This is a genomic window from Actinocorallia sp. A-T 12471, assembly GCF_033875155.1.
Lineage (GTDB): Bacteria > Actinomycetota > Actinomycetes > Streptosporangiales > Streptosporangiaceae > Actinocorallia.
On record NZ_JAWZTE010000001.1, the window covers coordinates 656,777 to 682,335 of the forward strand.

Here is a 25,559-nt window from a genome sequence, read left to right on the forward strand (position 1 = left end):
CTTACTGGCCTAGGGTGCGGGCATGACGTCTCTTGTCGTGCCCGGCAGGGTTGCGGGGATCGAGGATGTGCTGGCGCGGTACCCCGAGCGGGGACGCGTGTTCGTCGAGGCGCTGAGCTGGGGCGACCCCGTCGCCGACGCCGTCGTGGCCGACCTCGCCGCGCATGGCCGAGGACCCGGGATGCGCCGGATCAGACGGGCGCTCGCCGAGGGGATCGACGCGGTCCCCGACGCGTCCGAGCCGGTGCGGCGGCTGTTCGCCGAGATCGACGCCGAACCGCGCTGGCTCGACCGCGACCTGCTCGACACCGCCTCCCGCGCCTACTGCCGCCACCCCGTCGCCATCCTGACGGCGCTCGGCACCGCCTCACTCGTCGGCAGCTACGTCAACGGCGCGGCGGTCGAACCCCTCGCGCTCACCCGCCGCTTCACCGACCGGGGCGCGGTCCGCGCCTTCGAGACGGCCTCATGGCTTTGGGCCACCGCACGCCCCGGAGGACTCGCCAGATACGCGCCGGGCGTGGCCGCGACGGTAAGGGTCCGCCTCATCCACGCGTTCGTCCGCCACCACATCCTCACCGGGCTCACCGAAGGCGCCTGGGACGCCGCGGAACTCGGCCACCCGATCAACCAGGCCGACTCCGCCTACACCCTCATCGAGTTCAGCCTCATCCCGCTGCGCGTCATGGGCCGCCTCGGCATCCCGCACACCGACCGCGAACGCGCCGCGATCTACCACATGTTCCGCTATGTCGGCCACCTCATGGGCGTCGACGAACGCGTCCTGCCCACGACCGAGCGCGACTTCGTGGAACTCGAGGAGATCTACCACCGCACCGGCGCGCGGCCCAGCGCCTACAGCCGCGAACTCGTCGCCGAACTCCTCGACGTGATCATGCCGGACAACCTCGCGACCCAGGCGGGCCCGCTCGCGCCCGTCATGCGGCGCGCCGCGCGCCCGATGGTGCACGGCCTCGCCCGCGCCTTCGCCGGAGACCGGATCGCCGACCTCCTCGACGTGCGCCGCAACGCCTGGCGGTACCTGCCCGCGCTGCTCGCGCCGCCCGTCCGGCTCGTCAACAGCGTCCAGCGCGCCGTGCCCGGCGAGATGGACCGCAAGCTCCGCCGCGCCCTGGCGTTCGTGGACGCCACGACGACCGCGACCGCCGCCCGGCTCGGCGTCGGCCACGATCTTGTGGACGCCGCACCGGATCACCCGGCGGCGGGCCACCCCGCGGCGGGTCATCCGGTGGGCGGGCCACCCGCCGGTCCCCCGGAGTGACGGTGACGGGGGAGCGGCGTTTGGAGCCGTCAGCTGCCGGCGCTCTGCCTGGCCGCAACGGCGGTGCGCACCTCGTCCATGTCGAGCTCGAGCGCCTTGCCCACGAGCTCCTTCAGCGCGGGCTCGGGCAGGGCGCCGGGCTCCGCGTACAGGATGATCCCGTCACGGGCCACGACGAGCGTCGGGATCGAGGTGATCTGGAACGCCGCGGCGAGCTCGCGCTCGGCCTCGGTGTCGACCTTGCCGAACACCGCGTCGGGGTGTTCTTCGGACACCCGCTCGTAGACCGGGGCGAAGCCGCGGCACGGACCGCACCAGCTCGCCCAGAAGTCGACGAGCACGAGTCCTTCCCGCCCGAAGACCTCCTCAAAGGTCTCCTTGGTCAGATCGACCGTCGCCATCGCCCTCTCCTTCGCTGTCGCCGGGCATACGCCTACGAGAACCACCCGCCCCCCTCCGCTGTTCCCGCAGGGCCACAAAACCCCCGCGAACAGCGCAATTTCCGGCCCCGGTCCGCGCGCGCCGACGCGGTCGGCGGTGCGGGCGGGCGGGCCGCGGCCGGGGCACGGAGGGCCGTAAGGCACCATGAAGGCGTGGTACTCACCAGGAGCGACGTTCCGGCGCGGGGGCCGGCCGCGCGGGAACTGCTGGCCGATCTCGTCGCCGACGGGGACGTGGTGGTCCTCAGCGGGGCGGGCATGTCCACTGAGTCGGGTATTCCCGACTATCGGGGCGAGACCGGGCGGTCGCGGCCGTCGTCGCCGATGACCTTCCAGACGTTCGTCGGGGGCGTGGAGGCGCGGCGCAGGTACTGGGCCCGCTCCCACCTCGGCTGGCGGCACATGCTGCGCGCCGCCCCCAACGACGGGCACCGCGTCGTCGCCGAACTCGAGCGCCGCGGCCTCGTCAGCGGCGTGATCACCCAGAACGTCGACGGGCTGCACCAGGCGGCCGGATCCGGCCGCGTGGTCGAACTGCACGGCGCGCTCGACCGGGTGCTGTGCCTCGGCTGCGGCGAACGCACCCGGCGCGTCGACCTCGACGCGCGGCTGCGCGCCGCGAACCCCGGGTGGGACGCCCGCCCGACCCTGGTCAACCCCGACGGCGACGTGTCCCTCACCGACGCCGAGACAGTCTCCTTCACCGTCGTGGACTGCGCGGCGTGCGGCGGCGTGCTGAAGCCCGACGTCATCTTCTTCGGCGAGACGGTCCCGGCCGGCCGCGTCCGCGAGTGCTACGACCTCGTCTCCGACGCGGGCGCGCTCCTCGTGCTCGGCTCGTCCCTGACCGTCCACTCCGGCCGCCGCTTCGTCAGGCACGCCGCGTCGCACGGCATCCCCGTCCTCATCGTCAACCAGGGCCCGACCCGCTCCGACCCCGACGCCCTCTGCCGCCTCGACGCCCCCCTCGGCCCCACCCTCCTCGCCCTCCTCGAGACGCTCCCGTGAGCGCCGACCCGCCGCCGGGCGCGCCGGGCCCGTCGTCCGGGCGTCCGGCGACCACGTACGAGTTCGCGTTCGCACCGCGTTACCGTCCTCTCCTCGCGCTCATGGGCATCCGTCCCGCCAACAGCCGGGTCACCCTCGACGACCGCGTACTGCGCGCCGTCTTCGGCCGCTGGAAGCTGGAGACCCCGCTTGCCAACGTCGCCTCGGCGACCCCTTCCGGCCCCTACAAGGCATATCGGGCGATCGGCACGCGCCTGTCCTTCGCCGACTCGGGCCTCACCTTCGGCTCGGCCCTCACCGGCGTCTGCGTCTCCTTCCGCACCCCGGTCCGCTGCTTCGGCCCCCGCCCCCACGCCGCCCTCACCGTCACCGTCGCCGCCCCCGAAGCCTTCGCCGCCGACCTCACCACCCGCCTCCCCACCCCCTGACCCCACTCCCCAGAGGACGTATCCCGGGGGGTCGGCGCTCCCGTTCGTATCCCTGGGAATCGGGGGAGATGGGGTGCGTTGTGGGGAACGGGGTGTCTATGCTCCCCGCATGCGGATCGTGACGGTGGGCGGGGACGACGTCGGCTTCTTCGCGGTCGGCCAGGACGCGGTGGGCGTCATCGCGTTCGGGCAGTTCGCCACGGGCGTCGTCGCGGTGGGCCAGGTGGCCACCGGCGTGCTCGCGATCGGGCAGGTGGCGCGCGGGGTCGTCGCGGTCGGCCAGCTGGCCATCGGGATCGTCGCGGTGGGCATGGCCGCCGTCGGCGTGCTGTGGGCGCTGGGCATGGTCGCGGTGTCGGCGTTCGGCGCCCCTGGACTCTCGCTCGGCCTGTTCGGCAGGGCTGACCCGCGAGTGCTGTTCGACCCGCGCAGGGACGGCCTGTTCCTGCGGCCGCTCCCGCAGTGGCGGATCGCCCTCGGCGCCCTCGGCACACTTGTCCTGCTCGGCGCGTGGTGGGCCGCCGTAGGCGCCCACCTGCTCCTCCCGCGCATCGCCCTGTAGCCTCACCCGTCCCCCGCCGCTCCGGGAACGCCCGTGCTGCTCGGCATGCCGTGGGCGGCCGTGGGCACCGCCCTCCTCCTCCCGCGCCGAGCCCTGGGGGTCCGGCCCGTCCGGTGGGTCCGCCTAGGCCGGTGGGGCCGGTCGGGAGAGGGGCTCTTCAGCCGGGGCCGGTCAGTGTGGCGATGAACGCGACGGCGAAGTAGAGCTGGAACATGACGAGGACCGCGCCGATGAGGTTGAGCGGCCAGGGGACCCGGGCGAGCTGGGTCAGCCCGCCGGGGGAGAACCTGCCGAGCGCCCGGGACTCGGACGCCGGTGATTTGGGACGTGCGTTCTTGGCCATCAGCCCGCCAACCTTTCCGGCATGTCGGGAACCAGGGCGAGACCGGCGCGTCGCGCCTTGTCGACGCTGGCGCGCAGTGCCTCCTCGACGGCGCGGGCCTGTTCGGTGAGGCCCTCGATCTCGGCGACGGCGAGTTCGTCGCGGACGGTGCGGGCGAGCAGATCCTGGTAGGCGTCGCCCTTGGCGGCGAGGCGCTGCACGGTCTCCCACTGCGACAGCGCCGCGTCGGCGGCCTTCACCCGCGCGGCGTACGCCTCAAGGGCCTCGATCCGCTCGGTGACCGACGCCGTCGCCAGCCGCAGCACCTCGCGCTGTGGCCCGAGCAGCTCGGCGACCTGTGGGTCGTTCTGGTCGGCTCCGAGGTGCTCGGCGGACAGCCGGTCGAGCTCGAAGACGGTCTGCGCGATCTCCCACACCTGCTGCGGCAGCGTGACGGTGTTGCGGATGTCGTCGAGCAGGCCCTCGGTCTGCACCCGCGAGGCGAGCACGTACGCGACCGCCTTGCGGGCCCGCCCGAGCAGATCGCGGTGCTTGCCGCCCAGTTCCTGCGGCAGCAGGTAGGAGCCGTGGTGGCGACGGGCGAGCCGCCCCGCCGCGCCCTCACCGCACCGGCTCAGCAGGAACGCGAAGACCAGCGGCTGAAGGCACAGCTCGACGGCGAGGGCGAGCCCTGGCCGCAGCGCGAACGCGGCGACGACGAGCGCCTGCGCGCCGAACGCCGCGTTGCGCACGCGCGGTGCGTACACCGTGCCGATGAGGCCGGGCAGGTACGTCCACAGGGGCGTCTGCCACAGCGCGAGCACCGCGTCCATCGGCCGCAGCCCGCCGAGCGGGCGCGGTGGACGCGGCGCGTCGCCGGGGTGCAGCGACGCGGGGTGTTCTTCCAGGACCTCGCGCGTCTTGGGGGGAAGCGCGGGGTCGATGACAGGGCCGGTGAGGGCGTACGGACGGTCCATGACCACCTCCCGATGCGTTTCTACCACCGGGAGGCGATCCTCAGAGAAAGTTGTCCACAGCCTGTTCGGCGGGATTTGTTCGGTTACTGCAGGCTTTTCAGGAAGGCGCGGGTGCGTTCCCTGTCCTTGCCGCCGAGGAACTCGCCCGCGACGAAGTCGGTGACGCCGGTCGCCCGCAGGTCCTCGATCTGGGCGGCGACGGAGTCCTCGTCGCCGACGACGGCGAGGTCGGCGGGCCCCTCGACGCCCTCTCTGTCCATCATCGCCCGGTACGACGGAAGCGTCCCGTAGATCTGGAAGACCTCTCCGGCGCGGACGCGGGCGGTCTCGACGTCGTCGGTGACGCCGACCGGCAGGACGCAGACGACGCGCGGCGCGGGCCGTCCCGCCTCGGCCGCCGCGGCGGTGATGGTCGGCACGATGTGCTCCCGCACGGTCTTCGGCCCGGTCATCCACAGGACGGTGCCGTCGGCCTGCTCGGCGGCGATCCGCAGCATGCGCGGCCCGAGCGCGGCGACCACGACCGGGACCCGCGCGCCGACGCCGACGTCGAGCCCGAACTCGGCCTTGATGGTCTCGCCCTTGAACGACACGCGCTCGCCCGACAGCAGCGGCGTGAGGACCGACAGGTACTCCGTCATGTGCCTCGCCGGACGGGAGAAGTCGTAGCCGTACAGGCCCTCGATGACGATCTGGTGGGAGAGGCCGACGCCGAGCGTCAGCCGTCCGTCGCCGATCGCCAGGGCGGTGGTCAGCGCCTGCTGCGCGAGCGCGGCGGGGTGGCGCGGGTAGGTCGGCACGACCGCCGTGCCGAGTTCGATGCCGGGCACGGCCGAACCCGCCACGGTGAGCGCGGTGAGGGCGTCGATGCCGAAGATGTGGCTGAGCCAGACGGAAGAGAAGCCGTCGTCCGCGGCCTGCCTGACGTCGTCGGTGAAGGTGCGCAGGGCGTCGGGGCCGCCTCTGTCCATGAGCGAGATGCCTATCCGCACGAGAGCCTCCTTGGTCCGTGGGCGGGGTCACTCGGGTCACTCGGATTCTGCACGATCATCCTTCGGCGGCGAACAGCGCGTCGGCCTTTCGTGTGTTGACGACGGACTCGGGCGCGACGCCGCAGCGCACCGCGCGCTCACAGCCGTTGCCGAGCCAATCGAGCTGTCCGGGGGCGTGCGCGTCGGAGTCGATGGAGAACGCGCAGCCCGCCTCCACCGCCAGCCTCAGCAGCCGTTTGGGCGGGTCGAGGCGTTCCGGCCGAGAGTTGATCTCGACGGCGGTGCCGTAGGCCGCGCACGCGTCGAAGACGAGTTCGGGGTCGAACTCCGACTCAGGCCGCAGCCCGCCCCTTCTGCCGCCCGCCTGCACGATCCGTCCTGTGCAGTGCCCGAGGACGTCCACCAACGGGTTGGAGACGGCGGCGACAAGGCGGCGCGTCATGTCCACCCTGTCCATCCGCAGCTTGGAGTGGGCGCTGGCGACGACGACGTCGAGCCGCTCGAGCAGTTCGGGTTCCTGGTCGAGGGACCCGTCGTCGAGGATGTCCACCTCGATCCCGGTGAGGACGCGGAAGGGCGCGAGTTCCTCGTTGAGCTCGGCGACGACGTCGATCTGCCGCCTCAACCGGTCCGCCGAGAGCCCGCGTGCGACCTTCAGCCGGGGCGAGTGGTCGGTGAGCGCGATGTACTCGTGGCCCAGCGCGCGGGCCGTCTCGGCCATCTCGCGGATGGGCGAGCCGCCGTCCGACCAGTCGCTGTGCGTGTGCAGGTCTCCGCGCAGCGCCTTGCGGAGCGCTTCGGCGGCCTCGTCCAGCGGCTGGCCCTCGGTGGCCTCAAGACGCCGCAGATACACGGGCACCTCTCCCGCGACGGCCTCCGCGACGACCTGGGCCGTCACTTTGCCGATCCCGGGAAGCTCCGCAAGGGTGCCGTCGCGTATGCGTCTGTCCAGCTCGTCCTGGCCGAGCCCTTCCACGGTCGCGGCGGCGGTCCGGAAGGCACGGACGCGGTACGTGGGCTCGTGGGCGCGCTCGAGGAGGAACGCGATGCGCCGCAGCGCCTCGACGGGTCCCTCGTGGGAAGCCTGTTCCATACGGGAGTGGTACCCGCCATAAGTAAATGCTTATATGTCGGGATGGAAGAGCTGCTGCACGAGGTGCTCGGCGGGATCTACGGTCCGGGCCTGCGGATCGAGGGCCTGCGCAGGGACGGCGCGGGCGCGTCGCGGCTGACCACCGCCTTCGACGCCGTCACCGGCAGGGGCGAGCGGCACCCGCTGATCCTGCGCCGCGACACGCCGGGCGGCGCGGCCACCGGCAACCCCCTGGACGTCGAGGCCGCCCTGATGCGCGCGGCGGCCGGGGTGGGCGCGCCGAGCCCCGAGGTGGTCGCGGCGGGCGACGACTACATCGTCATGACAAGGATCGAGGGCGAGACGATCCCGCGCAGGATCCTCCGCTCGCCCGAGCTCGCCGCCGCCCGCGCCGGGCTGGCCGCCGAGTGCGGCGAGATCCTCGCCGCGATCCACCGGATTCCCGCCGACAGCGTGCCCGGATTGTCCTCAGAAGATCAGTTCGACCTGTGGGAGCTGATCCTCGACGGCTTCCCCGACCCGTATCCCGCTCTGGAACTCGCCTTGCGCAGGCTTCGGCTGACCCGCCCTGCGCCCTCCGCCACGACGGTCGTGCACGGCGATTTTAGGAACGGCAACCTCATCATCGGCCCCGACGGCGTCAGGGCGGTCCTCGACTGGGAGCTGTCCCACATCGGCGACCCGCTGGAGGACCTCGGCTGGCTGTGCGCCACCCCCTGGCGGTTCGGCTCCCCGCTGCCCGTGGGCGGCTTCGGCGGCTACGACGAGCTCGTCGCGGCCTACGAGCGCGCGTCGGGCGTCAAGGTGGACCGGGAGGCGCTGCGCTGGTGGGAGCTGTACGGCGTGCTGCGCTGGGGCGTCATCTGCGTCGTGCAGACAAGCCGCCACCTGACGGGCGGTGAACGCTCGGTCGAGCTCGCGGCCCTCGGCCGCCGGGTGGCCGAGACCGAGTACGACCTGCTCACCGCCCTGTCAGAGGCTTAAGCGCGCTAGTACGCACGCTGGAACGTGTACACGTCGCCCTTCTCGTAGACCTTGAGGATGCGCTGGGCCGTGCGGCTGATGTGCACCTCGTCGGGCCCGTCGTAGATCCGGCCCGCCCGCGCGTGCCGGTACATGCGGTCGAGCGGCGTGTCCCCGGTCAGGCCCTCGGCCCCGTACACCTGGATCGCGCGGTCGATGACGTTGTGCAGCATCCGCGCGCCCGCGACCTTGATCGCGCCGATCTCGACCCGCGCCTGGCCGCCCGCGTCGATCTCGTGCGCGGCGTGCAGGGTGAGCAGCCGCGCGGCCTGGATCTCGGTGTAGGAGTCGAACACGTGCTGCTGGAGGAGCTGCTTGTCGGCGAGTGGCCCGCCGAACGCGGTGCGCTCGTGCAGCCTGCGGCACATCAGGTCGAACGCGCGCTGCGCCTGGCCGAGCCAGCGCATGCAGTGGAAGATCCGGCCGGGCCCGAGCCTTTCCTGGGCGATGACGAAGCCGTGCCCGCGCGGCCCGAGGAGGTTCTCTTCCGGGACGCGTACGTCGTCGTAGACGACCTCCATGTGCCCGCCGTCAAGGCCGAGCACGGGGGTGTCGCGGATGATCGTGTATCCGGGGGTGTCCGTAGGCACGAGGATCATGCTGAACGACAGGTACGGGCTCGCGTCGGGCTCCGTACGGCACATGACCGTCGTGTAGGCCGCGCGGTCGGCGAGGGTGGTGAACCACTTGCGGCCCCGGATGACCCACTCCCCGTCGACGAGTTCGGCGGTCGTGGTGAGCTGCGTCGGGTCGGAGCTGGACAGGCCAGGCTCGGTCATCGCGAAGGACGGGTAGATGTCCGCCTGCACGAGGGGTGCGAGGAACCTTGCGCGCTGGCTGTCGGCCGCGTACTTGTGCAGCATGAGCGAGTCCTGGAGGGTGAACGTCCCCAGGGCGACCTGGCCGAACTCGCTACGGCCCTGCACCTCGTTGACGTACACGTAGTCAAGGAACGGCAGTCCTCCTCCGCCGATCTCCTTGGGGTGCCCGAGGGCCCACAGCCCTTCGGCCTTGGCCTCCCGCTGGAGGGTGCGGAGCAGGTCGATGTCTCCCGCGTGCAGCGCCTCCTCGGCGGGCTCGACCCGCTCGGTCATGAACGCGTAGACGGCGTCGCGCAGGGGGCGGACGGACGCCGGGATCTCGAAGCTCATGGACTTCGCCCTTCGGTCGACTAGAATCGCATTCTGTCTTGTGAAGGGATGCCGCGCCATGCCCCTGCCGCACGATGTGCCGACCGCCGCGCAACTCGTGGAGTCCGTCCGCGAGTTCCTCGAGCGCGACGTGCTGCCGTCCTCGTCCGGACGGCTTCGGTTCCACACGCTGGTCGCCGCGAACGTCCTCGGGATGGTCGAAAGAGAACTCGCCGAAGGTGCCCGGCACGAAGCCGAGCACAGGGAACGGCTCGCCAGGCTCGGCTACCCCGACGACGCGGCCCTCGCCGCGGCGATCCGCGCGGGCGACCTGGACGACCGTTATGCGGATGTCCACGGGGAACTGCTCGGCGCGGTGCGGGCCAAGCTCGAAGTGGCCCACCCGGGATACGCCGACGCCTGACCGGGAGGGTATAAGTAAGCGGTGACTTATACCGTGGAGGCCGCCTTTCCGACCCCGGACGGCCGCTTCGAGCGCCGTCCCGTGGCCCTGAACGACCCGGGGCCCGAGGACGTGCTGGTACGGCTCGTCGCCTCCGGCGTCTGCCACACCGACCTCGTCACCGCCGCCGACCCCGTCGTGCCGGGCCAGATCCTCGGCCATGAGGGCGCGGGCGTCGTGGAGGCGGTGGGGGAGGCCGTCAGCGGCGTGGAGCCGGGCGACCACGTCGTCCTCAGCTACGCCTGGTGCGGGATGTGCCCCGCCTGCGAGAACGGCAGGATGGCGTACTGCGCGGACTTCCTCCAGCTCAACTACCTCGGCGCAAGGCTCCTCGGCCAGGGATCCTTCGCCACCTTCACCGTGACGACCGAGCGCAACGTCATCCGCGTCCCCGACGACCTCGCGCTCGAGGTCCTCGCCCCGCTGGGGTGCGGCGTCCAGACCGGCGCGGGCGCGGTGCTCAACGTGCTGCGCCCCGAGCCCGGATCGTCCCTCGCCGTCTTCGCCCTCGGCGCGGTCGGCCTGAGCGCGGTGATGGCCGCCCGGATCGCGGGCTGCGAGCGGATCGTGGCGGTCGACCCGAACCCCGCACGCCGCGCGCTCGCCCTCGAGCTCGGCGCGACCGAGGCCGTCGACCCGTCCGACGCCCCGTTCAACGCGATGGACCACGCCGTCGAGTGCGTCGGCTACCCCGACGTCGTCCGTGCGGCGGTCAAGTCCCTGGCGGCCCCCGGCCAATGCGTCACCGTCGGGTTCCAGGGCCGGAAGAACCCCGTCGAGCTCGACCAGCGCCACCTCATGAACGGCAGGGGCATCCGCGGCTCGATCGAGGGCGACGCGATCCCGCAGCGCTTCATCCCCGAGCTGATCGAGCACCACCGCGCGGGCCGCCTGCCGCTCGACCGCCTCGTCACGACCTTCGCCTTCGCCGACATCAACGCCGCCGTCGACGCGGCGCGCTCCGGCCAGGCCGTCAAGCCCGTCCTGATCTTCTGACGGCCTCAGCCGCCCGCAGCGGCCCGCACGCCTAGGAGCCGGCGTCCTCGGCCGTGGCGGCCTGCACCCGGGCCTCTATGCCCGCCTGAGCGGCGCTCATGTGGCCCTCGATGACGATCCGGACGGCTTCCTCGGGGTCGTCGGTGAGGTGCAGCAGGTCGGGGTCGTCGGCGGAGATCAGCCCCTCGGCCTGGAGCGTTCCGGTGATCCAGTCGATGAGCGGCCGCCAGAACTCCACGCCCATGAGCACGATGGGGAACCTGGTGATCTTCCGCGTCTGCACGAGGGTGATCGCCTCGAACAGCTCGTCGAGCGTGCCGAATCCGCCAGGAAGCACCACGAACGCCTGGCTGTACTTGACGAACATCGTCTTTCGGACGAAGAAGTACCGGAAGACCATGCCGACGTCGACGTAGTCGTTCATGCCCTGCTCGAAGGGCAGTTCGATGCCGAGCCCGACGGACGGGCCGCGGCCGTCCGCGCCCTTGTTCGCCGCCTCCATGATCCCGGGGCCGCCCCCGGTGATCACCGCGTAGCCCGCCTCGGCGAGGCGCTCGCCGACCTCGGTGGCGAGCGCGTAGTACGGGCTGCCCGGCCTGATCCGGGCCGAGCCGAAGACGCTGACGGCCCTGCCCAGCTCGGCGAGCAGCCCGAAACCCTCGACGAACTCGGCCTGGATGCGCAGGACCCGCCACGGGTCCTTGTGCAGCCACTCGGCCGAGCCGCGCTCGTCAAGCAGGCGCTGGTCGTGCGTCGTCGTAGGGCGGGCACGGCCCCGCAGCGTCGCGGGACCCTGTCGGTGAGCTGTCTCGTCCATGCGCCTCACCGTAACGCGAACGTGCCCTTGCCCAGCGCCTGAGCCGGCCCGCAGGAGGGGGCGGCGCGGGGCCGGGAAGCGAAGTAAGCTCAATGGACATGGATCTCTCGCAGGACGTCACCTCCCTGGTCAGGGCCCTCGTCGACACGCCGTCGGAGAGCGGGTCGGAGCGTGCGCTCACCGACGCCATCGAGACCGGTCTGCGCGCCCACCCGCACCTCGAGGTCGTCCGCGACGGGGACACCCTCGTGGCCCGCACCCGTCTCGGAAGGGCCGAGCGTGTGGTGCTGGCCGGGCATATCGACACGGTCCCGGCGAACGGGAACCTGCCGTCACGGCTCGACGGCGACACCCTGTGGGGGCTGGGCAGCTGCGACATGAAGGGCGGCCTCGCCGTCCTGCTGCACCTCGCGGCCACCCTTCCCGAACCCACCCGGGACATCACCTTCGTGGCGTATGAGTGCGAAGAGGTCAGCGCCGACCGCAACGGGCTGAAGCGGCTCGCCGAGACCCGTGCCGAGCTGCTGGCCGCCGACTTCGCCGTGCTGATGGAGCCGACCGACGGCGAGGTCGAGGGCGGCTGCCAGGGCACGATCACCGTCGACGTCACCGCGCGCGGGGCCCGCGCGCACACGGCCCGCGCCTGGATGGGCGAGAACGCGATCCACAAGATGAAGCCGCTGCTCGACCTGCTGAACGCCTACGAGCCAAGGCGGCCCGTCGTGGACGGCATCGCCTACCGGGAGGGCCTGAGCGCGGTCTTCGCTTCGGGAGGGATAGCCCGCAACGTAGTCCCGGACGCCTGCACGATCTCGGTCAACTACCGCTACGCGCCCGACAGCGACCTCGCCAAGGCCGAAGCTCACCTACGCGAGCTGTTCGACGGCTACGAGGTGACCGTCGTGGACGCCAGCGAGGCGGCCCGGCCAGGGCTGCACCACCCGGCCGCGCGCGCTTTCGTCCGCTCGGTCACCGACGTCGACCTCGAGCAGGCCGTCGAACTCGGCAAGGTCAGGGCGAAGCTGGGCTGGACCGACGTGTCGCTCTTCTCCGGTCTCGCGGTGCCCGCGGTGAACTTCGGCCCCGGCGACCCGACCCTCGCCCACCACAAGGACGAGCGGGTGTCCCTGTCGTCGGTCGCCTCCTGCGAGAAGCGGCTGCGCTCCTGGCTTTCCGGAGACTGAGATGCGCTGGCGTGCTCTTGCCGGGTTCCTCGCGGTGGCCCTCGTCGCCGCCATCGGCTACGGGGGGTACCGGCTGCTCACCGAGGCGCGCACGGTGTTCCTCGGCGAGGGGTGCCGGATCACCGCGCCGCAGGGCGAGGTGCAGCTCAGCGTCAGCCAGGCCGCCAACGCCGCGACCATCGCGGGCGTCGCGCACCGCAAGGGCCTCCCTCGCCGCGCCGTGGTGATCGCGTACGCGACGGCGGAGCAGGAGTCGCATATCGAGAACCTGTCCTACGGCGACCGCGACTCGGTCGGGATCTTCCAGCAGCGGCCCTCGCAGGGCTGGGGCGACCCCGACCAGCTCCAGGACCCGGTCTACTCCTCGGGCAAGTTCTTCGACGCGCTGGAGAAGGTCGACGGCTACGCCAAGCAGGAGCTGCACGTCGCCGCGCAGGAGGTGCAGCGCAGCTTCGACGGGACCCTGTACGCCCAGCACGAGCCGATGGCCGAGATCCTCGCCGAGGGCTTCACCGGGGACAAGGACGGCGAGGTGACGTGCTGGTACCGCCCCGGCGACGGCGTCAAGGCCGACACCAAGAAGGCGTTCGCCGAACTGCGCCGCACCTACGGCAAGGGCACCAAGGCGCAGGGCGACACGGTGATGGTCGGCTCGGGCAAGGCCGCCGACGGTAGGGCGCTCGCCGTATGGGCGGTCACTCACGCGCGGACCTACGGGTTCACCGAAGTCCGTCACGCGGGCCTCAGGTGGACCGCCAAGACGGGCCACGACGGCTGGTCCAAGGACGACGCCGCGCCTGCGGACCGCGTCCTCATCCGCTGACCTGGCGCGCGCGGCGCGGCAGCATCGCCAGCACGAGCACGACGGCGAAGGCGGCGCCGCCGCAGCCCCACAGAAGGTAGGCCGTCCGCCAAGGGGCGGGAGGCGGCCCGTACGGGTAGAGCGGAAGGACGTCCTCCAGCGGGTTCCACAAGGCGAGGAAGCTCAGGACCAGCAGGAGGGCCGCACCTACCGCCGGCCCGGGGGAGTGTTGTCCCCGACGCCGTAGCCACGTCGTGCAAGCCGCTGCGCACAAGATGGTGACGACGCCCTCAAGCTGGACGAACGGCGTGCGGCCCGCGCCGTCGAGGTCCACGAGCGGCACGAGGGCGAGCCACAGGACGGCGAGCAGAGCGGCGGGCATGAGGCGGGCCGTCGTACGCCACCACAGCGGGCGCGGCAGGGCGTCAACGATGGCCGCGGCGGGCTCGTTGAACAGCTGGGCGGCCGCCGCGCCTACCGTCGCCGCGGCGACCCCCGCGGCGGGCCAAGCCGCCCACGGCCAGCGGTCCACCAGCCATAGCAGGAGCGCCGCCACCGGGCCCGTCGCGACGAGGACGGGCACCGGCAGCGCGCGCACGGCGTGGCGGAGCATCAGCCGACCTGTTCCGGGTGCAGCGTCGCGGGCGACAGCCTGGTCTCCTGCGGCCCGGCGACCATCGCCAGGGTCGTGGTCGCCACCGCCGCGGCCGCGAGGACCGCCGCGCACAGGACGAGCCCGCGAGTACGGGCCGTCCGGTCATGGCACAGGGCGGCGAGCGCGCCCAGCCCGCACAGGCAGAGCGTGTAGGCGAGCCACCAGGAGGGATCGCCCTGGTAGTAGTAGTCGGCTCCGGCCCCGTTGTCACCGCCGTACCAGTGCGTCCAGGGCATGACCGTCCGGACGGTGCGCAAGGGCTCGATGATGCCCTGTCCCGCGATGGTGACGGCGATAAGGCCGACCGCCGCCACGATCGGCGCGCCCGCCCAGCGCAGCCACCGCGCCACTACGACGCCCAGTACCGGCCCGCCGTAGGATGCGACCGCGCCCGCCGCGAGGAGGTAGCCGACGACGTCGCGCGCAGGCAGGGTGTCGTACCACCACGCGTCCGGGGACGGCCGGTTGGCGGCGTACCAGAGCAGCGTGAAGACCGTCCAGACGAGGCCCACAGCGGCCGGAACCAGGCAGGCCAGAAGCAGCGCCGCAGTACGGGTGCGTTCGGGGACAGGAGAGGCGCCGAGGGTGTCGAGGGAGTCCTGGGCCGACCGGGTGAGCCGGGCGGCCACCACGAGGCCGAAGACGCCGAGCGTCATGGCCGGGACGAGCGGCTGGGTGAGCAGGTCGGCCGGGACGGGGTCCTGGAGCGCCGACGCCACCGTGGCCAGGAGCAGCAGCCCCAAGCCGACGAGGAACAGCGGATGACGGGCGTAGCGCCGCGCTTCGAGGAGCGCGAGCGAACGCAGGGGTGAGGCGGTGGACGTGGGCATGGCGTCACCTTTCGGGGGTTCCGAGCATGAGCAGGTAGGCGTCTTCGAGCGTCGGTTCGGCGGGCTCGCCTTCCGGGGGAGGGGCCCCGCCCACGCGGCGGTGCCTTCCCGAGCCGGTGCGCCAGGCCGCCTGCGCGCCGGGGTGGTCCTTCTCGCACAGCCAGACCCTGCCTTCCGCCGTCGCGACGAGTTCGCGGACCGGCCCGTCGAAGCGGACCCCTCCGGCGGCGATGACGACGACGCGGTCGCACAGCGCGGCGACGTCCTCGGTCTGGTGGGTGGCCAGCAGGACTGTCGCGTTCACCGCGATCCTGGACAGCACCGACCGCAGCGCCACCCGCTGCTCGGGGTCGAGGCCGGTCGTGGGCTCGTCGAGGATCAGCAGGGCGGGTTCCCCCAGCAGGGCCTGCGCGAGGGCCGCACGGCGGCGCTGACCGCCCGACAGGGCCCTGATCCTGCGGGTGGCGAGGTCGCCGAGGCCGACGACGTCGAGGACCCGCCTGACCTCCGCGTGCCGCGCGCGGGTCGAGGTCCACTCCTTGAGCACCGCGATGTAGTCCACGAAGCCGAAGACCGTCATCCCGGGCGGGAAGGCGACCTCCTGCGGCAGGTAGCCGAGCCCGCGCCGCACCGCCGTCCGTTCTGCATCGGTGCCGTGCGCGGCGCGGCCGAAGACCGTCACCGTGCCTTCCGACGGCTCCAACGCGGTGGACAGCAGCCTGAGCAGCGTCGTCTTCCCCGCGCCGTTGGGCCCGAGCAGCCCCGTGACGCCGCTGCCGAACTCGAGGTCCACCCCGGCGAGGGCGGTGACGCCGCCGAACCGCTTGGCGACCGATCTCAGGACGACGGTCATCACAGACCTCCGTTGGCGCGGCGGACGCGTGCCGCCAGGACGAGCGCCGCGGCGAGCGCGAGCGCGAGGTACAGGGGCTGGACGCCGGTCTCCACGAGGGTGAGCGGCGTGTCGGTGCGTCCTGACGCGGCCCCGACCGCGCCCGCCCACACCGCGCAGACCGCCGCGCCGGCCGCGCGCGGGTCGACCCACGTGGACGCGGCAAGGACGGTGACCACGAACGCGAGCGCGGGAACGAGCCAGCCGACGGCGAGAAGGAGCGAACCGGGGACGAGCAGCCCTATGGCGACGGCCAACGGCACGCTGGTGGCGGTCACCCCAGCTGCCCGTAGGAGGACGAGCCGGGCCGCCGGATAAGGCGTCGCACGGGTGATCTCGGTAAGCGGGTCCGTGGTGGGCCCGAAGGCGGCGGCCACCCCGACGACCGGGACGAGCGGCGCTATGACGAGGTAGAGGGCGGTCCCCCCTACCGTGTCCGTCATCACCGCCAAGGCCGCGAAGGCGAGGATGACGGCGGTGGCGGCGGTCCAGGCGGTGCTCATGGAACGCGCCGCGCTGAGCACCACGGCGGAGGACTCCCCAAGGCCCATCCTGCGCAGCACGCCTACGGCCCACGGCAGAGGCGGTGCCTCCACGCGGTCCCTTACGTCCTCCCAGACGGCGGCGACCTTGGCCGTCACCTGTGGCGTCACCCTTGAGGTGACCTTCTGACGGCACTCCTCGCATCCCGTGACGTGGCTCTCCAACGAGGCCATAAGGCCCATCGGAAGTACGCCGTCGAGATAGCGGTCGGCCATCGTGTCGTCAAGATGCCAGGCGTTCATCGTGTGCTCCCCGGATTCGCCATCTCCCACCGCAACTGCGCCTTGGCCCTGCGCACCCGTGTCTTGACCGTGCCGTGCGGCAGCCCGAGCAGGGCCGCCGCCTCACGCGTGCTGAGCCCGTCGAGCACGGTCGCCTGGACGACCGCGCGCAGTTCCGGCGACATGCGGGACAGCGCGGTGCCGAGGTCCCCGTGCTCGACGCCGAGCAGTACCGTCTCCTCGGCCGAGGCCGCCCGCGCGGCGGCGAGGTCGAGGCTGTCGTCCGGCACCGGTCGCGGCGCGCGTCCCCCGCGCAGCCGCGACACGAGCCGCCGGATCGCGATCCCCCAGATCCACGCGGCAGGGTCGCCGTCGCCGCGCCATGACCCCGCGCCGCGCCAGACCGCGACGAACGTGTCCTGCAGGACGTCGGAGACGAGGTCCTCGTCGTTGCAGCGGCGCAGCAGCCGCACGAACAGCCAGGTGGCGTGCCGCTCGTAGAGCCGCCGGAGCGCCGCCTCGTCGCCGCGCGCCACCTCGCGCAGGAGGCGGGCGTCCTCGGGGGGTTCGGCTTTCATGTCCAGACTGTCGCACCGCGGTCGGCGAGCGGATTTCGCTGTGATGCACATCACATCGAGCGCGTCGCGGTGTCGGCGGCGGTCAAGGCGCGGCCCGGAAACGGGCGGGCCACGGGCAAGGACCGGCGCGCGGGGCGTCCCGTCGGCGACCGGTGGCGAATACCCAGGAAAAGGGATATTCGCGACAAAGGGGGATGTCATGAAGATGCGGCAGACGATCGGCGCGGGCGCGGCACTCGTACTGGGACTCGGCCTCACCGCGGTGAGCGCCCCGACGGCGTCGGCGGCGCTCGCGGCCGAACCGTTCGGCGACGCGTGCTCGGCGGTGCCGCAGAGCGGCGCGGGCAGCCTCGGCGAGATCGCGAACCAGCCGGTCGCGACGGCGGCGTCGAACCTCCCGTTCCTGTCGACGCTCACCTCGGCGGTCCAGACGGCGGGGCTCACCGACACGCTCAACAACGCCCAGGCGCTCACCGTCTTCGCCCCGACGAACGACGCGTTCGCCGCCATCCCGAAGGAGCAGCTCGACAAGCTCCTCGCCGACAAGGACGCCCTGGCCAAGGTGCTCAAGTACCACGTCGTGGAGGGCGAGAAGACCCCCGACGACCTCCAGAACGCCACCCTCACCACCCTCGACGGCGGCAAGGTCACCACCGACGGCAGCGACTACAACTACACCGTCAACGGCTCCAAGGTCACCTGCGGCGACGTCCCGACGGCCAACGCCACCGTCTACGTCATCGACTCAGTCCTGGTCCCCAACCCCTAACCCACCCCCACCCCGCGCGGCCCACCCCCCCCTGGGCCGCGCCCCCACCCCCTGCCCTCACCCGCGCCCCCACCCCCGGCCCTCACGCCGCGCGCAGATCCCCCACCAGTAGCTCGAAAACGCCCTCCTCGCACAGTGCGGCCTTCTTGTCCCGCGTCACGTCCCTAAGGTCGCCTTCCCAAGGGGTCGCGGTCTCGGGGCCGTAGAGCGGGGCGGCCCACGCCGGAGGACTCGCACAGGTCGCGCCTTTCCCGCGCGGACGCGGACGCGGCGGTCCCCGAGCGCAGGACGAGCGCGGGCAGCGGTCCGCCGTGGTTGAGCGCGCGCCGGGTCGTCGGTGGCGCGCGCCGCGAGCGCGGGGCGAGCGCGCCGAGAGCAGGCGCGGACAGCAGCCCGCCGTGGTTGAGCGCGTGCGGGTCGCCGGTGGCGCGAGCCCCGAGCGCGGGGTCTTCGGTTGTGGGGGCTGGCGGGTTAGGGGGTGGGTTGGAGGAGGCCCTTGAGGGTGGGGGTGCGGCGGGTGGGGGTGAAGCCGAGGAGGGCGGTGGCGAGGGCGTCGTTGCCGGTGAAGGACGCGCCGGAGTCGAGGAGCTCGGCGCCGTCCCACAGGATGAGCATCGCCGAGACGGTGTGGGAGACCTTGTCGGAGTGCATGTCGTAGTGGGCGGCGGCCGGGACCGTGGCGTAGCGGATCCACAGGTCGTGGCCCGTCATGAACACGTCGAGGTCGTACTTGACGGTGAGGCCGAGAAGGTCGGGCTTGTACCTGTCGTCGATGCCGGCGAACGCCTCGTCAAGGGCGATCATCCGTGGGCAGTCCGGCTTGGCCGAGCCGTACAGGGCGTTGGCTGCGGCGAACAGAGGCAGGTGGATGGCTGCGGACTTCTCTCCGCCCGACATGAGCGAGTGCTGGCGGCGCGTCAGCTTCACCTCGTCCTGGCCGGGCACCTTCAGCCGCAGCTCGAACGACCGCCACGACCGGTAGTCGAGCACCGCCGCCAGCGCCTCCTTGGAGGTGGCGCGCGGGTGGGCGGCCCGGTACTCGTGCAGCATCCCGCGCAGCCCGTCGCGCAGCTCCGCGAGCTGCTCCCGCCCCAGCCCCGACGCGTTCAGCAGCGCCGACACCGCGCGCTCGGCGTCGGTGAGCTTCGCCGACGGCACCCAGCGGATGCCGACCGTCGTGCCGTTCGACATCGGCCGCGACCTTGTGTCGGCGTCCATGCCCTCCACGAGGTCGCGGGCGGCGAACACCCGCTCGTAGATCTGCTGTGCGAGCTCCCCGAGCAGTTCGTCTTCCAGCACCCTGCGCTCGCGGTCTTCCAGCAGCAGGCGCTGCTCCTCGGCCCGTTCCCGGACGCGCGCGGCGAACGCGCCGACGGGATGACGGCCGTCGCCGTCGTGGACGCGGACGGAGACGAACGCCTCATGCGCCTCCCACTCGAGCCGGTAGCCCTGGCCGCTGCCGCCCAGCACCCCGTCGAAGCGCTGGAGCGCCTCGGTGAGCTCGCGTCCGGCGCGGCGGCGCGCCTCGACCCCGCTCGCCGCCCCCCGCGTGACCTCCGCCAACGCGCGCAGCAGCGTCCCCGCCTCGTCCGGCAGAAGATCCGCGACGACCTCCTCGGGCTCCCGCTCGGCAAGCAGCCCCGCCATCTCCTCGGCGGCCTGCCCGGCGTCCGGCCAGCGCGCCGGGTGCGGCCACAGGCCGGGGCCGCCCGCGATCCCGAGGACCGGCCGCACCTCGGGCTCGGTGAACGGCGCGACAGCCTGCGCCACCTCGAGCAGCGTCGCCACCGCGCCCACGAGCGCGGCCCTGAGCTGCCCGCACGCCGACTCCGCCGCGATCCTCAGGTCGTGTTCCTTGCGGGCCAGCTCTTCGGCCGCCGCCTTGCGCCGCGCCTCCTCGGCGAGCGCTCTCTCGGCCGCCTCGACCTTGGCGAGGATCTGTTTGAGCGGCGCGTCGAGCGTGGTCTCCAGGGCGGTGAGCCGGTCTTCGAGCTCGGCCTGTGCCTCGGCCCGTTCGGCGAGCAGCCCCGCGTTCTCCGCGACCTCCTCGGCGAGGCCCTCGGCCATCTCCCGCCGCTCCCCGAGCCTGGTCTCCTCCGCGGCGATCTCCGCCCGCTCGGCGGCGACGCGCTCTGCCGCGGCGAGACAGTCGGCGACGGCGCGACGCGTCCGGCGCAGGCCCTCAGGCTCCGTCGGGAGGTTCCGTTCGGCGGCGGCCGAGCGCAGCAGCCGCCGCGCCGACGCCGCCTCGGCCGTGGCGCGTTCGGCCGCCAGCGCGGCCTCGGCGCGGGTGGTGCGCGCGGCCGCCAGCAGCGCCGAAGCCGTGGCCGCCCCGCCCAGCGCGGTGAGGACGCCGCCCAGCGCAGGCAGGCCGCCGCGCGCCTCGGCCAGCCGCGCCAGCCGCTCGCCGAGCCCGGAGAGCACGTCTTCCAGCTTCGCGATCTCCGCCTCGGCCGCGGCGATCAGGGCGTCGTGGGCGGCGAGCCTGCGCGCCCTGCGGGCCGCCCGGTGCGCGGGGCCGATGAACTCCGGCGCGTCCTTGCGGCACACCCCGATCTGGACGCCGTAGGTGAACCCGCCGTCCGCGCCGATCGCGGGCGCGGCGACCTCGGGGGAGATCGCGTCGACCAACGCGATCGACGCCAGCACCGCCCTGAGGGCGGCCGCGCCGGGACCCTCCGGCTCCTCGGGGACGAGGACGTCGGCGAGCGTGGGGCCGTCGGGGCGCTGCCCGGGAGGCAGCGGACGCAGGTAGGCGTCGTTCCCGCCCTCGGCGAGCAGGCCGGGGATCGCCCCGGGGTCTTCCGGCACCCATGCCGTGAGCAGGCCCGCGGCCTCCAGGGCGGCTTCCAGGGACGCGGCGGCGGGGCCGTCGCCGTCGACGTGGTCGGCGAAGCGGACGAGCCGCCACAGCGGTCCGCCCGCACGATCGACGGGCCCGGCGTCCCGCGCCGGATGCCGGGCTGGTGCGTCCTGTGTCTCGGCGGCGATCTGGGCGCGTTCGGCGGCCAGCCGCTCCCGCTCTTCGGCGCGGGTGCGCAGCGCGGCCTTGGCCTCCGCCTGCTCCTCGACGATCGCCGCCCTGCGCGGCTCGGACAGCTCGCCGAACAGCGCGGCGAGGGCGGGGGCCTCGGGGAGTGCGGCTTCGTCCACCGCACGCCGGAGCGCCGCGGCGTCGTCGGGCGTGACGAGCGGCGCGGGGCCCCGGCTCCACCGCTCGGCCCAGGCCCCGAGCGCGGCCCGCGCCTCGGCACGGGCCGTCTCGACCGCGGTTTCTGCGCCCGTACACCTCTCCTGCTCAACGGCGAGCCTTTCGTCGGCCCGCGCGAGCGCCTCCTCGCGGCGTGTCCTTTCGGCGTCGGCCTTCTCCGCGGCTTCCAGCCGTTCGCCCACCTCGCGCAGGTCGTCTTCGCGGACCGCGACGGCCGCCCTGACCGTCGCGAGATCTGCGGCGTCGTGCGCGATCCCGGCGGCGCGCGCCGCGCGCTCCTGCTCCTCGGCGGTCTCGGCGGCCTCGGCCGCGCGCCGCCCGAGGCGTCCGGCGAACTCCTCGGTCTCCCGGTTCAGGTCGGACAGGCGGCGCTCAAGGGTGGCGAGCATCCGCTGCCGGTCGGCGAGGTCCTTGCGGCCCGAGACCGCCCTGTCGCGCAGCTCCCTGAGATTTTCGCGGCTGCGGTACGCCTCGTCGGCTTGCAGCACCGACAACTCGGCCGCCAACGCGGCGTGCCGTTGCGCCGCCTGCTCCCGTTCGGCTACTGCGTCCTGCTCCGCGCTCCCCGCCCGCGCGGCCTCACGTGCCGCGTCACGCAGCTCGGCGGCCCGCGCGACGGCCTGACGCGACGCCTCGGCGGCCCGTTCCACCTGGTGGCCAGCGTGCGCCCGCAGGTAGGCCGCGTAGACGGCGAGGAAGGACGCGACGGCGGAATCGGCCGCCGTGAGGTCGTCGACGAGGCTCTGCACCTCGGCGAGGTTGTCGAAGTCGCGGGCCGCCCTGTCCACCAGCTCCTCCGCGACGGGGCTGAGCCCGGCCGTCAGCGTCGCCGAGACCTTCTCCGGGTCGAGGTCCTTGGCCAGCAGCGGGCGGCGCAGCGCGAGCAGAAGGTCGATGAGCTGGGTGTAACGCTGCCTGCCGAGGCCGAACAGGGCGGCGTCGATCGCGTCGCGGTACTCGGTGGCCGTCGCGAAGCAGCACCGTGGGCCGAGCGCCTCGCGCAGGTGCTTCTCGGTGAGCGGCCGCGCGTCGTGGCTGAGCAGGCCGAAGTCGACGCCGACCCGCCTGTCGGTGACGAAGAAGGACGTCGCGACCTTCGGCCTGTCCTTGTGCGCCCGCAACGCGACGATCAACGTGACGACCCTGGCGTCGCCGACGTCGTCGCCTGGCATCCGATCGGTGAACTCCATCCAGACGAATCCGTATTCGGAGTCCTGTCCGCGATACAGGAGGTTCGACTTCATCGTCCGGTTCTCGCCGCTGAACGGGTCGAGCCTGCGCGCGTCGGTGACGCCGTCGAGCACGAACGGGAACAGCACCTCGAGGGCCTTGGTCTTGCCCGAGCCGTTGTGCCCGCGCAGCACGAGGCGGCCGTCGGCGAAGACGAACTCCTCGTCCACGTAGTCCCAGATGTTGATCAGTCCGGCGCGGGACGGACGGAACCTTGTCATCGCTGCTCCTGTGCGTCGGCGCCGCCGAACAGGCCGAGCTGGCCGTCGTCGGCAGGCAGCGCCTGGGTGATGTTGCGGTAGCGGACCGCCGCGGGAAGCAGCAGCACGCCGCCGGGGACGTGCCGGACCAGCCGCAGGTCGGCGAGGAAGGCGAGGGAGGCGTCGAGCAGACCGAGTGGATCGGCCTGCCACGCGACGGTGAAGGACGCCGCGCCGAACTCGGCGTAGAGCTCCTGGGCCATCTGCTCCAGCCTGTGCCGCTCCACGAGGAACAGCGACGGCGGCGCGGGCGCGGGCGGCGGCTCGGGTGGGGCCTGGGCGAGGCCGGGCACGACGGTGGCCTCCGGGACGGCGGCGTCCACCCGCGCGCGCAGGCTTGCCTGGAGTTCCCCCTCCGACGGCCCTTCCACGCGCGTCAGCATCCTGCCTTCCAACGCGTCGGCGATCGCGCCGAGCAGCAGGCCGGCGAGCCTGGCGACCGCGCCGCGCCCGGGGAACGCGAGGTCGGTGAACCGGCCTGAGCCGTCGATCAGCGCGACGCCCTCGGCCCGGCGCTCGACCACGAGGCCGGTGAGCCGCGCCAGGTTCTCCGCCAGATCCTCCCGACGCAGGACGGCCGCGGTCTCCGGATCGAGGTCGGCGAAGTAGACGACGGGCCGTTCCAGCAGCAGCCGCCGCGCCCGCGCCTCGGCGGGGCCGCGCGGGTCCTCGAGCAGGCCGGCCACGTTCGTCAGATGCTGGAGCGGGCGGGCCGGGCGCAGCAGGGAGGCGCAGATGTCGTGGTCGACGTCGAACAGCGCGTCGCCGTCGGCGGAGCCGGCCCACGCGTCGACCGAGCCGTCGGAGACCGTCAGCGCGTCCCTGTCCAGCAGCCAGCGGACGGCGTCCACGACGGCGGCCTTGTGCGCGGATACCAGTGGGTCGTATCCCAAGCCCTCGGTCGCGTTGGCCAGCGGGGTGAAGGCGCGCACGAGGTCGGTCAGGCTCACCTCGACGCGGGACCGCTGGAACGTGGACAGGATCAGGCACAGGTACGCGAGCCGCCTCCGGTCGAACGGCCTTCCCGTGCGGGAGACGAACACCCGGCCCCGGGTGGGGTCGAGCTCGTCGAGGCGGCGGACGAGCCTGACCTGGCGGGTCGTGGCCGTCAGCGTGTAGCCGCACAGCTCGCGCAGGTCGCGCGCGAGCAGATCCGCCCACGGCAGGACCCGTTCCAGGACCCCCGGCCGAGGGTGCCGCGCGGTGATGAGATCGTGCGTCAGGACGAGCCGGACGGCGGTCTGGTACGCGCCGAGGTCGGCGTCCGCGACGCCATGGGCGGCCCGGTGACGGTGCTCAGACACGGGGCCGCTCCAGGGTCTCGACCTCGAGCGCGAACCCCGGCAGGTGCAGGCTGCCGCCCGGCACCCTGACGACGTCGCCGCGCTCGGCCGGGCGCAGCCGCAGGACCACGATGTCGTCGGAGCCCGACGCCGACTCAAGGCGTCCGGAGATCACGGTCCTTGCCTCGAGGGCCTTGGTGAGCAGCCGCAGCAGCACCCTGGTCTCGTCCTCGTCCAGCGGTCTTCCGACCGGCGCGCGCTCGGCGAGCCCGCGCGCCGCCCCGCGCTCGGCGGCGAACTCCGCGGCCTGCCGCCGCCGCAGCTCGGCGCGCGCCCCGGTGTCCGCCTTGACCGGCTGTGGTGCGCCCGGACCCGCCTGTCTGCCCGTCCGGAAGGGCGTGAGGGCCACCTCGACGCCCGGCGCGTCCCACCACGTCGAGCCGGGGTCGATGCGTTCCTCGTCCTCGTGGGCCGCGCCGAGATGGCGGGCCGAGGTGAGGTTGAAGGCCGCGGTGGCGAGCGCGTGCGCGGCGTCCTCGTCGGGGGTGCGGGCGAGCCACGCCGCGAGGTGCCGCAGCTCGGACGCGCGGTCGACGCCGCTGCGCCCGACCTCGCTCAGCTGGTACAGCATCGCGATCACCGCGGAGACCGCCGTGCGGGTCGCGGCGTGCAGCTCCGCGACGCCCGACCTGCCGTCCGGACCCGGCACGAACCAGCCGCGCAGACCCGCCCAGCGCTGCTCCCAGTCGGCCATGCGCTCGCCCGGCGCGAGCAGCGGCCGGTCGTCGGCGTCGGCCGCCCTTGTGAGCATGGTGACCACGCCGGTCTCCTCGACCTCCCGCACCGCCCGCTCCAACCTCGGCAGATACCGGTCGAGCTCGTCCATGAACTCCCGCATGTGCGCCAGCAGCGCGTTCTTGTACCGCAGGAACTCCTCCGGCGACGCCTCGGTCATGCTGACGATCTCCCCGAGCGTCACATGAAACCGAGCCGACCTCCGCGCCATGTCCTCCATCGCCTCATCAAGCCGACTGAGCCGCGCGAGCACCTTGCGCCCCTCGCCGAGCCGGTTGGCCTGCGCGAGCGCCCGCAGATCGGCGAGCACCTCGGAGAACGCGAGCCGCGACAGGTTCACGTCCCTGACCCGCGCCGCCAGCAGATCCTCCACCAGCGTGTAGGCCCGGTACCCCAGCTCAGAGAACTGGTACACCGACTGACGGTTCCGGTACCGCGCCAGCGACCCCGCCCGCGACACGTCGTCGTGCCGGTGCAGCAGCCCGTCCTCCCACAGCACGTCGAGCCTGTCCCGCAACACCCCCTCCAACGCGGGCACCTCCTCGTGCACCGCCGCGAACTCCCGCAGCACCCCCGCCACTTCTTCCACCCCCACCTGCACCCGGTGCCCCGACCGCAACCGGTCGATGGCCCGCAACACCCACAGATAAGCCCGCGCGTCTTCCCGGCGCGCGAACGCCAGCAACCCCAGCCGATCCCCGACCGCGATCCCGTCCATCCCCCAAGCCCGCACCGAACCCGCCCCCTCATTCAACTCGCCCCAAGTATCACCC

At 73.0% G+C, this 25,559-nt stretch carries 25 protein-coding genes; 10 read left to right on the forward strand and 15 right to left on the reverse strand.

What is annotated here, in order from left to right:
* The first annotated feature begins 22 nt into the window (after positions 1 to 22).
* Positions 23 to 1,282 carry an oxygenase MpaB family protein gene (locus R9X44_RS03080; protein WP_319812390.1) on the forward strand — a complete coding sequence of 420 codons (1,260 nt, stop codon included), beginning with the start codon at positions 23 to 25 and terminating at the stop codon, positions 1,280 to 1,282.
* A 29-nt stretch (positions 1,283 to 1,311) separates the two neighbouring features.
* On the opposite strand, the gene R9X44_RS03085 is transcribed toward R9X44_RS03080, so the two are convergent.
* The gene (locus R9X44_RS03085) at positions 1,312 to 1,683 is read right to left on the reverse strand and encodes a thioredoxin family protein (protein ID WP_319812391.1); all 372 of its coding nucleotides are present in this window, start codon (positions 1,681 to 1,683) and stop codon (positions 1,312 to 1,314) included.
* A gap of 192 nt (positions 1,684 to 1,875) precedes the next feature.
* Between R9X44_RS03085 and R9X44_RS03090 the strand changes: the two genes are divergently transcribed.
* The 3 genes from R9X44_RS03090 (at position 1,876) to R9X44_RS03100 (ending at position 3,720) form a co-directional block, all read left to right on the forward strand.
* Positions 1,876 to 2,730 (forward strand): NAD-dependent protein deacetylase, encoded by an 855-nt coding sequence (locus R9X44_RS03090; protein WP_319812392.1) that lies wholly within the window; start codon positions 1,876 to 1,878, stop codon positions 2,728 to 2,730.
* Positions 2,727 to 3,158 (forward strand): hypothetical protein, encoded by a 432-nt coding sequence (locus R9X44_RS03095; RefSeq protein WP_319812393.1) that lies wholly within the window; start codon positions 2,727 to 2,729, stop codon positions 3,156 to 3,158. The genes R9X44_RS03090 and R9X44_RS03095 overlap by 4 nt, the downstream gene beginning before the upstream one ends.
* 109 nt (positions 3,159 to 3,267) lie before the next feature.
* A complete protein-coding gene (locus R9X44_RS03100; RefSeq protein ID WP_319812394.1) occupies positions 3,268 to 3,720 on the forward strand; it encodes a hypothetical protein in 453 nt (150 codons plus the stop codon).
* A 157-nt stretch (positions 3,721 to 3,877) separates the two neighbouring features.
* On the opposite strand, the gene R9X44_RS03105 is transcribed toward R9X44_RS03100, so the two are convergent.
* From R9X44_RS03105 to R9X44_RS03120, 4 genes are all read right to left on the reverse strand, one after another.
* Positions 3,878 to 4,063, reverse strand: a complete 186-nt coding sequence (locus R9X44_RS03105; RefSeq protein ID WP_319812395.1) for a hypothetical protein — start codon at positions 4,061 to 4,063, stop codon at positions 3,878 to 3,880.
* The gene (locus R9X44_RS03110) at positions 4,063 to 5,019 is read right to left on the reverse strand and encodes a hypothetical protein (RefSeq protein WP_319812396.1); all 957 of its coding nucleotides are present in this window, start codon (positions 5,017 to 5,019) and stop codon (positions 4,063 to 4,065) included. The genes R9X44_RS03105 and R9X44_RS03110 overlap by 1 nt, the downstream gene beginning before the upstream one ends.
* Positions 5,020 to 5,102: 83 nt before the next feature.
* Positions 5,103 to 6,011, reverse strand: coding sequence for an LLM class F420-dependent oxidoreductase (locus tag R9X44_RS03115; protein WP_319812397.1), 909 nt, complete (start codon positions 6,009 to 6,011; stop codon positions 5,103 to 5,105).
* Positions 6,012 to 6,066: 55 nt separating this feature from the next.
* Positions 6,067 to 7,104 carry a PHP domain-containing protein gene (locus R9X44_RS03120; RefSeq protein ID WP_319812398.1) on the reverse strand — a complete coding sequence of 346 codons (1,038 nt, stop codon included), beginning with the start codon at positions 7,102 to 7,104 and terminating at the stop codon, positions 6,067 to 6,069.
* Positions 7,105 to 7,146: 42 nt separating this feature from the next.
* Here R9X44_RS03120 and R9X44_RS03125 point away from each other — a divergent pair, with 42 nt between their 5' ends.
* Entirely contained in the window at positions 7,147 to 8,088 is a 942-nt protein-coding gene (locus R9X44_RS03125; protein ID WP_319812399.1) for a phosphotransferase family protein, read from the forward strand.
* A 5-nt stretch (positions 8,089 to 8,093) separates the two neighbouring features.
* On the opposite strand, the gene R9X44_RS03130 is transcribed toward R9X44_RS03125, so the two are convergent.
* Positions 8,094 to 9,278 (reverse strand): acyl-CoA dehydrogenase family protein, encoded by a 1,185-nt coding sequence (locus tag R9X44_RS03130; protein ID WP_319812400.1) that lies wholly within the window; start codon positions 9,276 to 9,278, stop codon positions 8,094 to 8,096.
* A gap of 58 nt (positions 9,279 to 9,336) precedes the next feature.
* Here R9X44_RS03130 and R9X44_RS03135 point away from each other — a divergent pair, with 58 nt between their 5' ends.
* Together R9X44_RS03135 and R9X44_RS03140 are read left to right on the forward strand one after the other, a co-directional pair.
* Entirely contained in the window at positions 9,337 to 9,681 is a 345-nt protein-coding gene (locus tag R9X44_RS03135) for a DUF6285 domain-containing protein (protein WP_319812401.1), read from the forward strand.
* A 21-nt stretch (positions 9,682 to 9,702) separates the two neighbouring features.
* Positions 9,703 to 10,716 (forward strand): NAD(P)-dependent alcohol dehydrogenase, encoded by a 1,014-nt coding sequence (locus tag R9X44_RS03140; RefSeq protein WP_319812402.1) that lies wholly within the window; start codon positions 9,703 to 9,705, stop codon positions 10,714 to 10,716.
* Positions 10,717 to 10,747: 31 nt separating this feature from the next.
* Here R9X44_RS03140 and R9X44_RS03145 read toward each other — a convergent pair whose 3' ends face one another.
* On the reverse strand, positions 10,748 to 11,533 hold the full coding sequence (locus R9X44_RS03145) for a TIGR00730 family Rossman fold protein (RefSeq protein ID WP_319812403.1): 786 nt from the start codon (positions 11,531 to 11,533) through the stop codon (positions 10,748 to 10,750).
* Positions 11,534 to 11,625: 92 nt separating this feature from the next.
* Between R9X44_RS03145 and dapE the strand changes: the two genes are divergently transcribed.
* The gene (dapE, locus tag R9X44_RS03150) at positions 11,626 to 12,717 is read left to right on the forward strand and encodes a succinyl-diaminopimelate desuccinylase (protein WP_319812404.1); all 1,092 of its coding nucleotides are present in this window, start codon (positions 11,626 to 11,628) and stop codon (positions 12,715 to 12,717) included.
* 1 nt (position 12,718) lies between these two features.
* A complete protein-coding gene (locus R9X44_RS03155) occupies positions 12,719 to 13,540 on the forward strand; it encodes a hypothetical protein (protein WP_319812405.1) in 822 nt (273 codons plus the stop codon).
* On the opposite strand, the gene R9X44_RS03160 is transcribed toward R9X44_RS03155, so the two are convergent.
* From R9X44_RS03160 to R9X44_RS03180, 5 genes are read right to left on the reverse strand one after another with little or no spacing between them, the layout of a single operon-like run.
* The gene (locus tag R9X44_RS03160; RefSeq protein WP_319812406.1) at positions 13,530 to 14,132 is read right to left on the reverse strand and encodes a hypothetical protein; all 603 of its coding nucleotides are present in this window, start codon (positions 14,130 to 14,132) and stop codon (positions 13,530 to 13,532) included. The genes R9X44_RS03155 and R9X44_RS03160 overlap by 11 nt on opposite strands.
* Positions 14,132 to 15,004, reverse strand: a complete 873-nt coding sequence (locus tag R9X44_RS03165) for a hypothetical protein (protein WP_319812407.1) — start codon at positions 15,002 to 15,004, stop codon at positions 14,132 to 14,134. The genes R9X44_RS03160 and R9X44_RS03165 overlap by 1 nt, the downstream gene beginning before the upstream one ends.
* 4 nt (positions 15,005 to 15,008) lie before the next feature.
* Positions 15,009 to 15,857: an ATP-binding cassette domain-containing protein gene (locus R9X44_RS03170; protein ID WP_319812408.1), complete on the reverse strand. Its 849-nt coding sequence runs from the start codon at positions 15,855 to 15,857 to the stop codon at positions 15,009 to 15,011.
* A complete protein-coding gene (locus tag R9X44_RS03175; RefSeq protein ID WP_319812409.1) occupies positions 15,857 to 16,681 on the reverse strand; it encodes a zf-HC2 domain-containing protein in 825 nt (274 codons plus the stop codon). Before R9X44_RS03175 ends, R9X44_RS03170 begins: the two co-directional genes overlap by 1 nt.
* Entirely contained in the window at positions 16,678 to 17,238 is a 561-nt protein-coding gene (locus tag R9X44_RS03180; RefSeq protein ID WP_319812410.1) for an RNA polymerase sigma factor, read from the reverse strand. The genes R9X44_RS03175 and R9X44_RS03180 overlap by 4 nt, the downstream gene beginning before the upstream one ends.
* 199 nt (positions 17,239 to 17,437) lie before the next feature.
* Here R9X44_RS03180 and R9X44_RS03185 point away from each other — a divergent pair, with 199 nt between their 5' ends.
* On the forward strand, positions 17,438 to 18,007 hold the full coding sequence (locus tag R9X44_RS03185) for a fasciclin domain-containing protein (RefSeq protein ID WP_319812411.1): 570 nt from the start codon (positions 17,438 to 17,440) through the stop codon (positions 18,005 to 18,007).
* 471 nt (positions 18,008 to 18,478) lie between these two features.
* Here the strand turns inward: R9X44_RS03185 and R9X44_RS03190 are convergent, their stop codons facing one another.
* From R9X44_RS03190 to R9X44_RS03200, 3 genes are read right to left on the reverse strand one after another with little or no spacing between them, the layout of a single operon-like run.
* Entirely contained in the window at positions 18,479 to 22,669 is a 4,191-nt protein-coding gene (locus tag R9X44_RS03190; RefSeq protein ID WP_319812412.1) for an SbcC/MukB-like Walker B domain-containing protein, read from the reverse strand.
* A complete protein-coding gene (locus tag R9X44_RS03195) occupies positions 22,666 to 24,012 on the reverse strand; it encodes a DUF2398 family protein (RefSeq protein WP_319812413.1) in 1,347 nt (448 codons plus the stop codon). The genes R9X44_RS03190 and R9X44_RS03195 overlap by 4 nt, the downstream gene beginning before the upstream one ends.
* Positions 24,005 to 25,504 carry a TIGR02677 family protein gene (locus R9X44_RS03200; protein ID WP_319812414.1) on the reverse strand — a complete coding sequence of 500 codons (1,500 nt, stop codon included), beginning with the start codon at positions 25,502 to 25,504 and terminating at the stop codon, positions 24,005 to 24,007. The genes R9X44_RS03195 and R9X44_RS03200 overlap by 8 nt, the downstream gene beginning before the upstream one ends.
* Between the last annotated feature and the right edge of the window lie 55 nt (positions 25,505 to 25,559).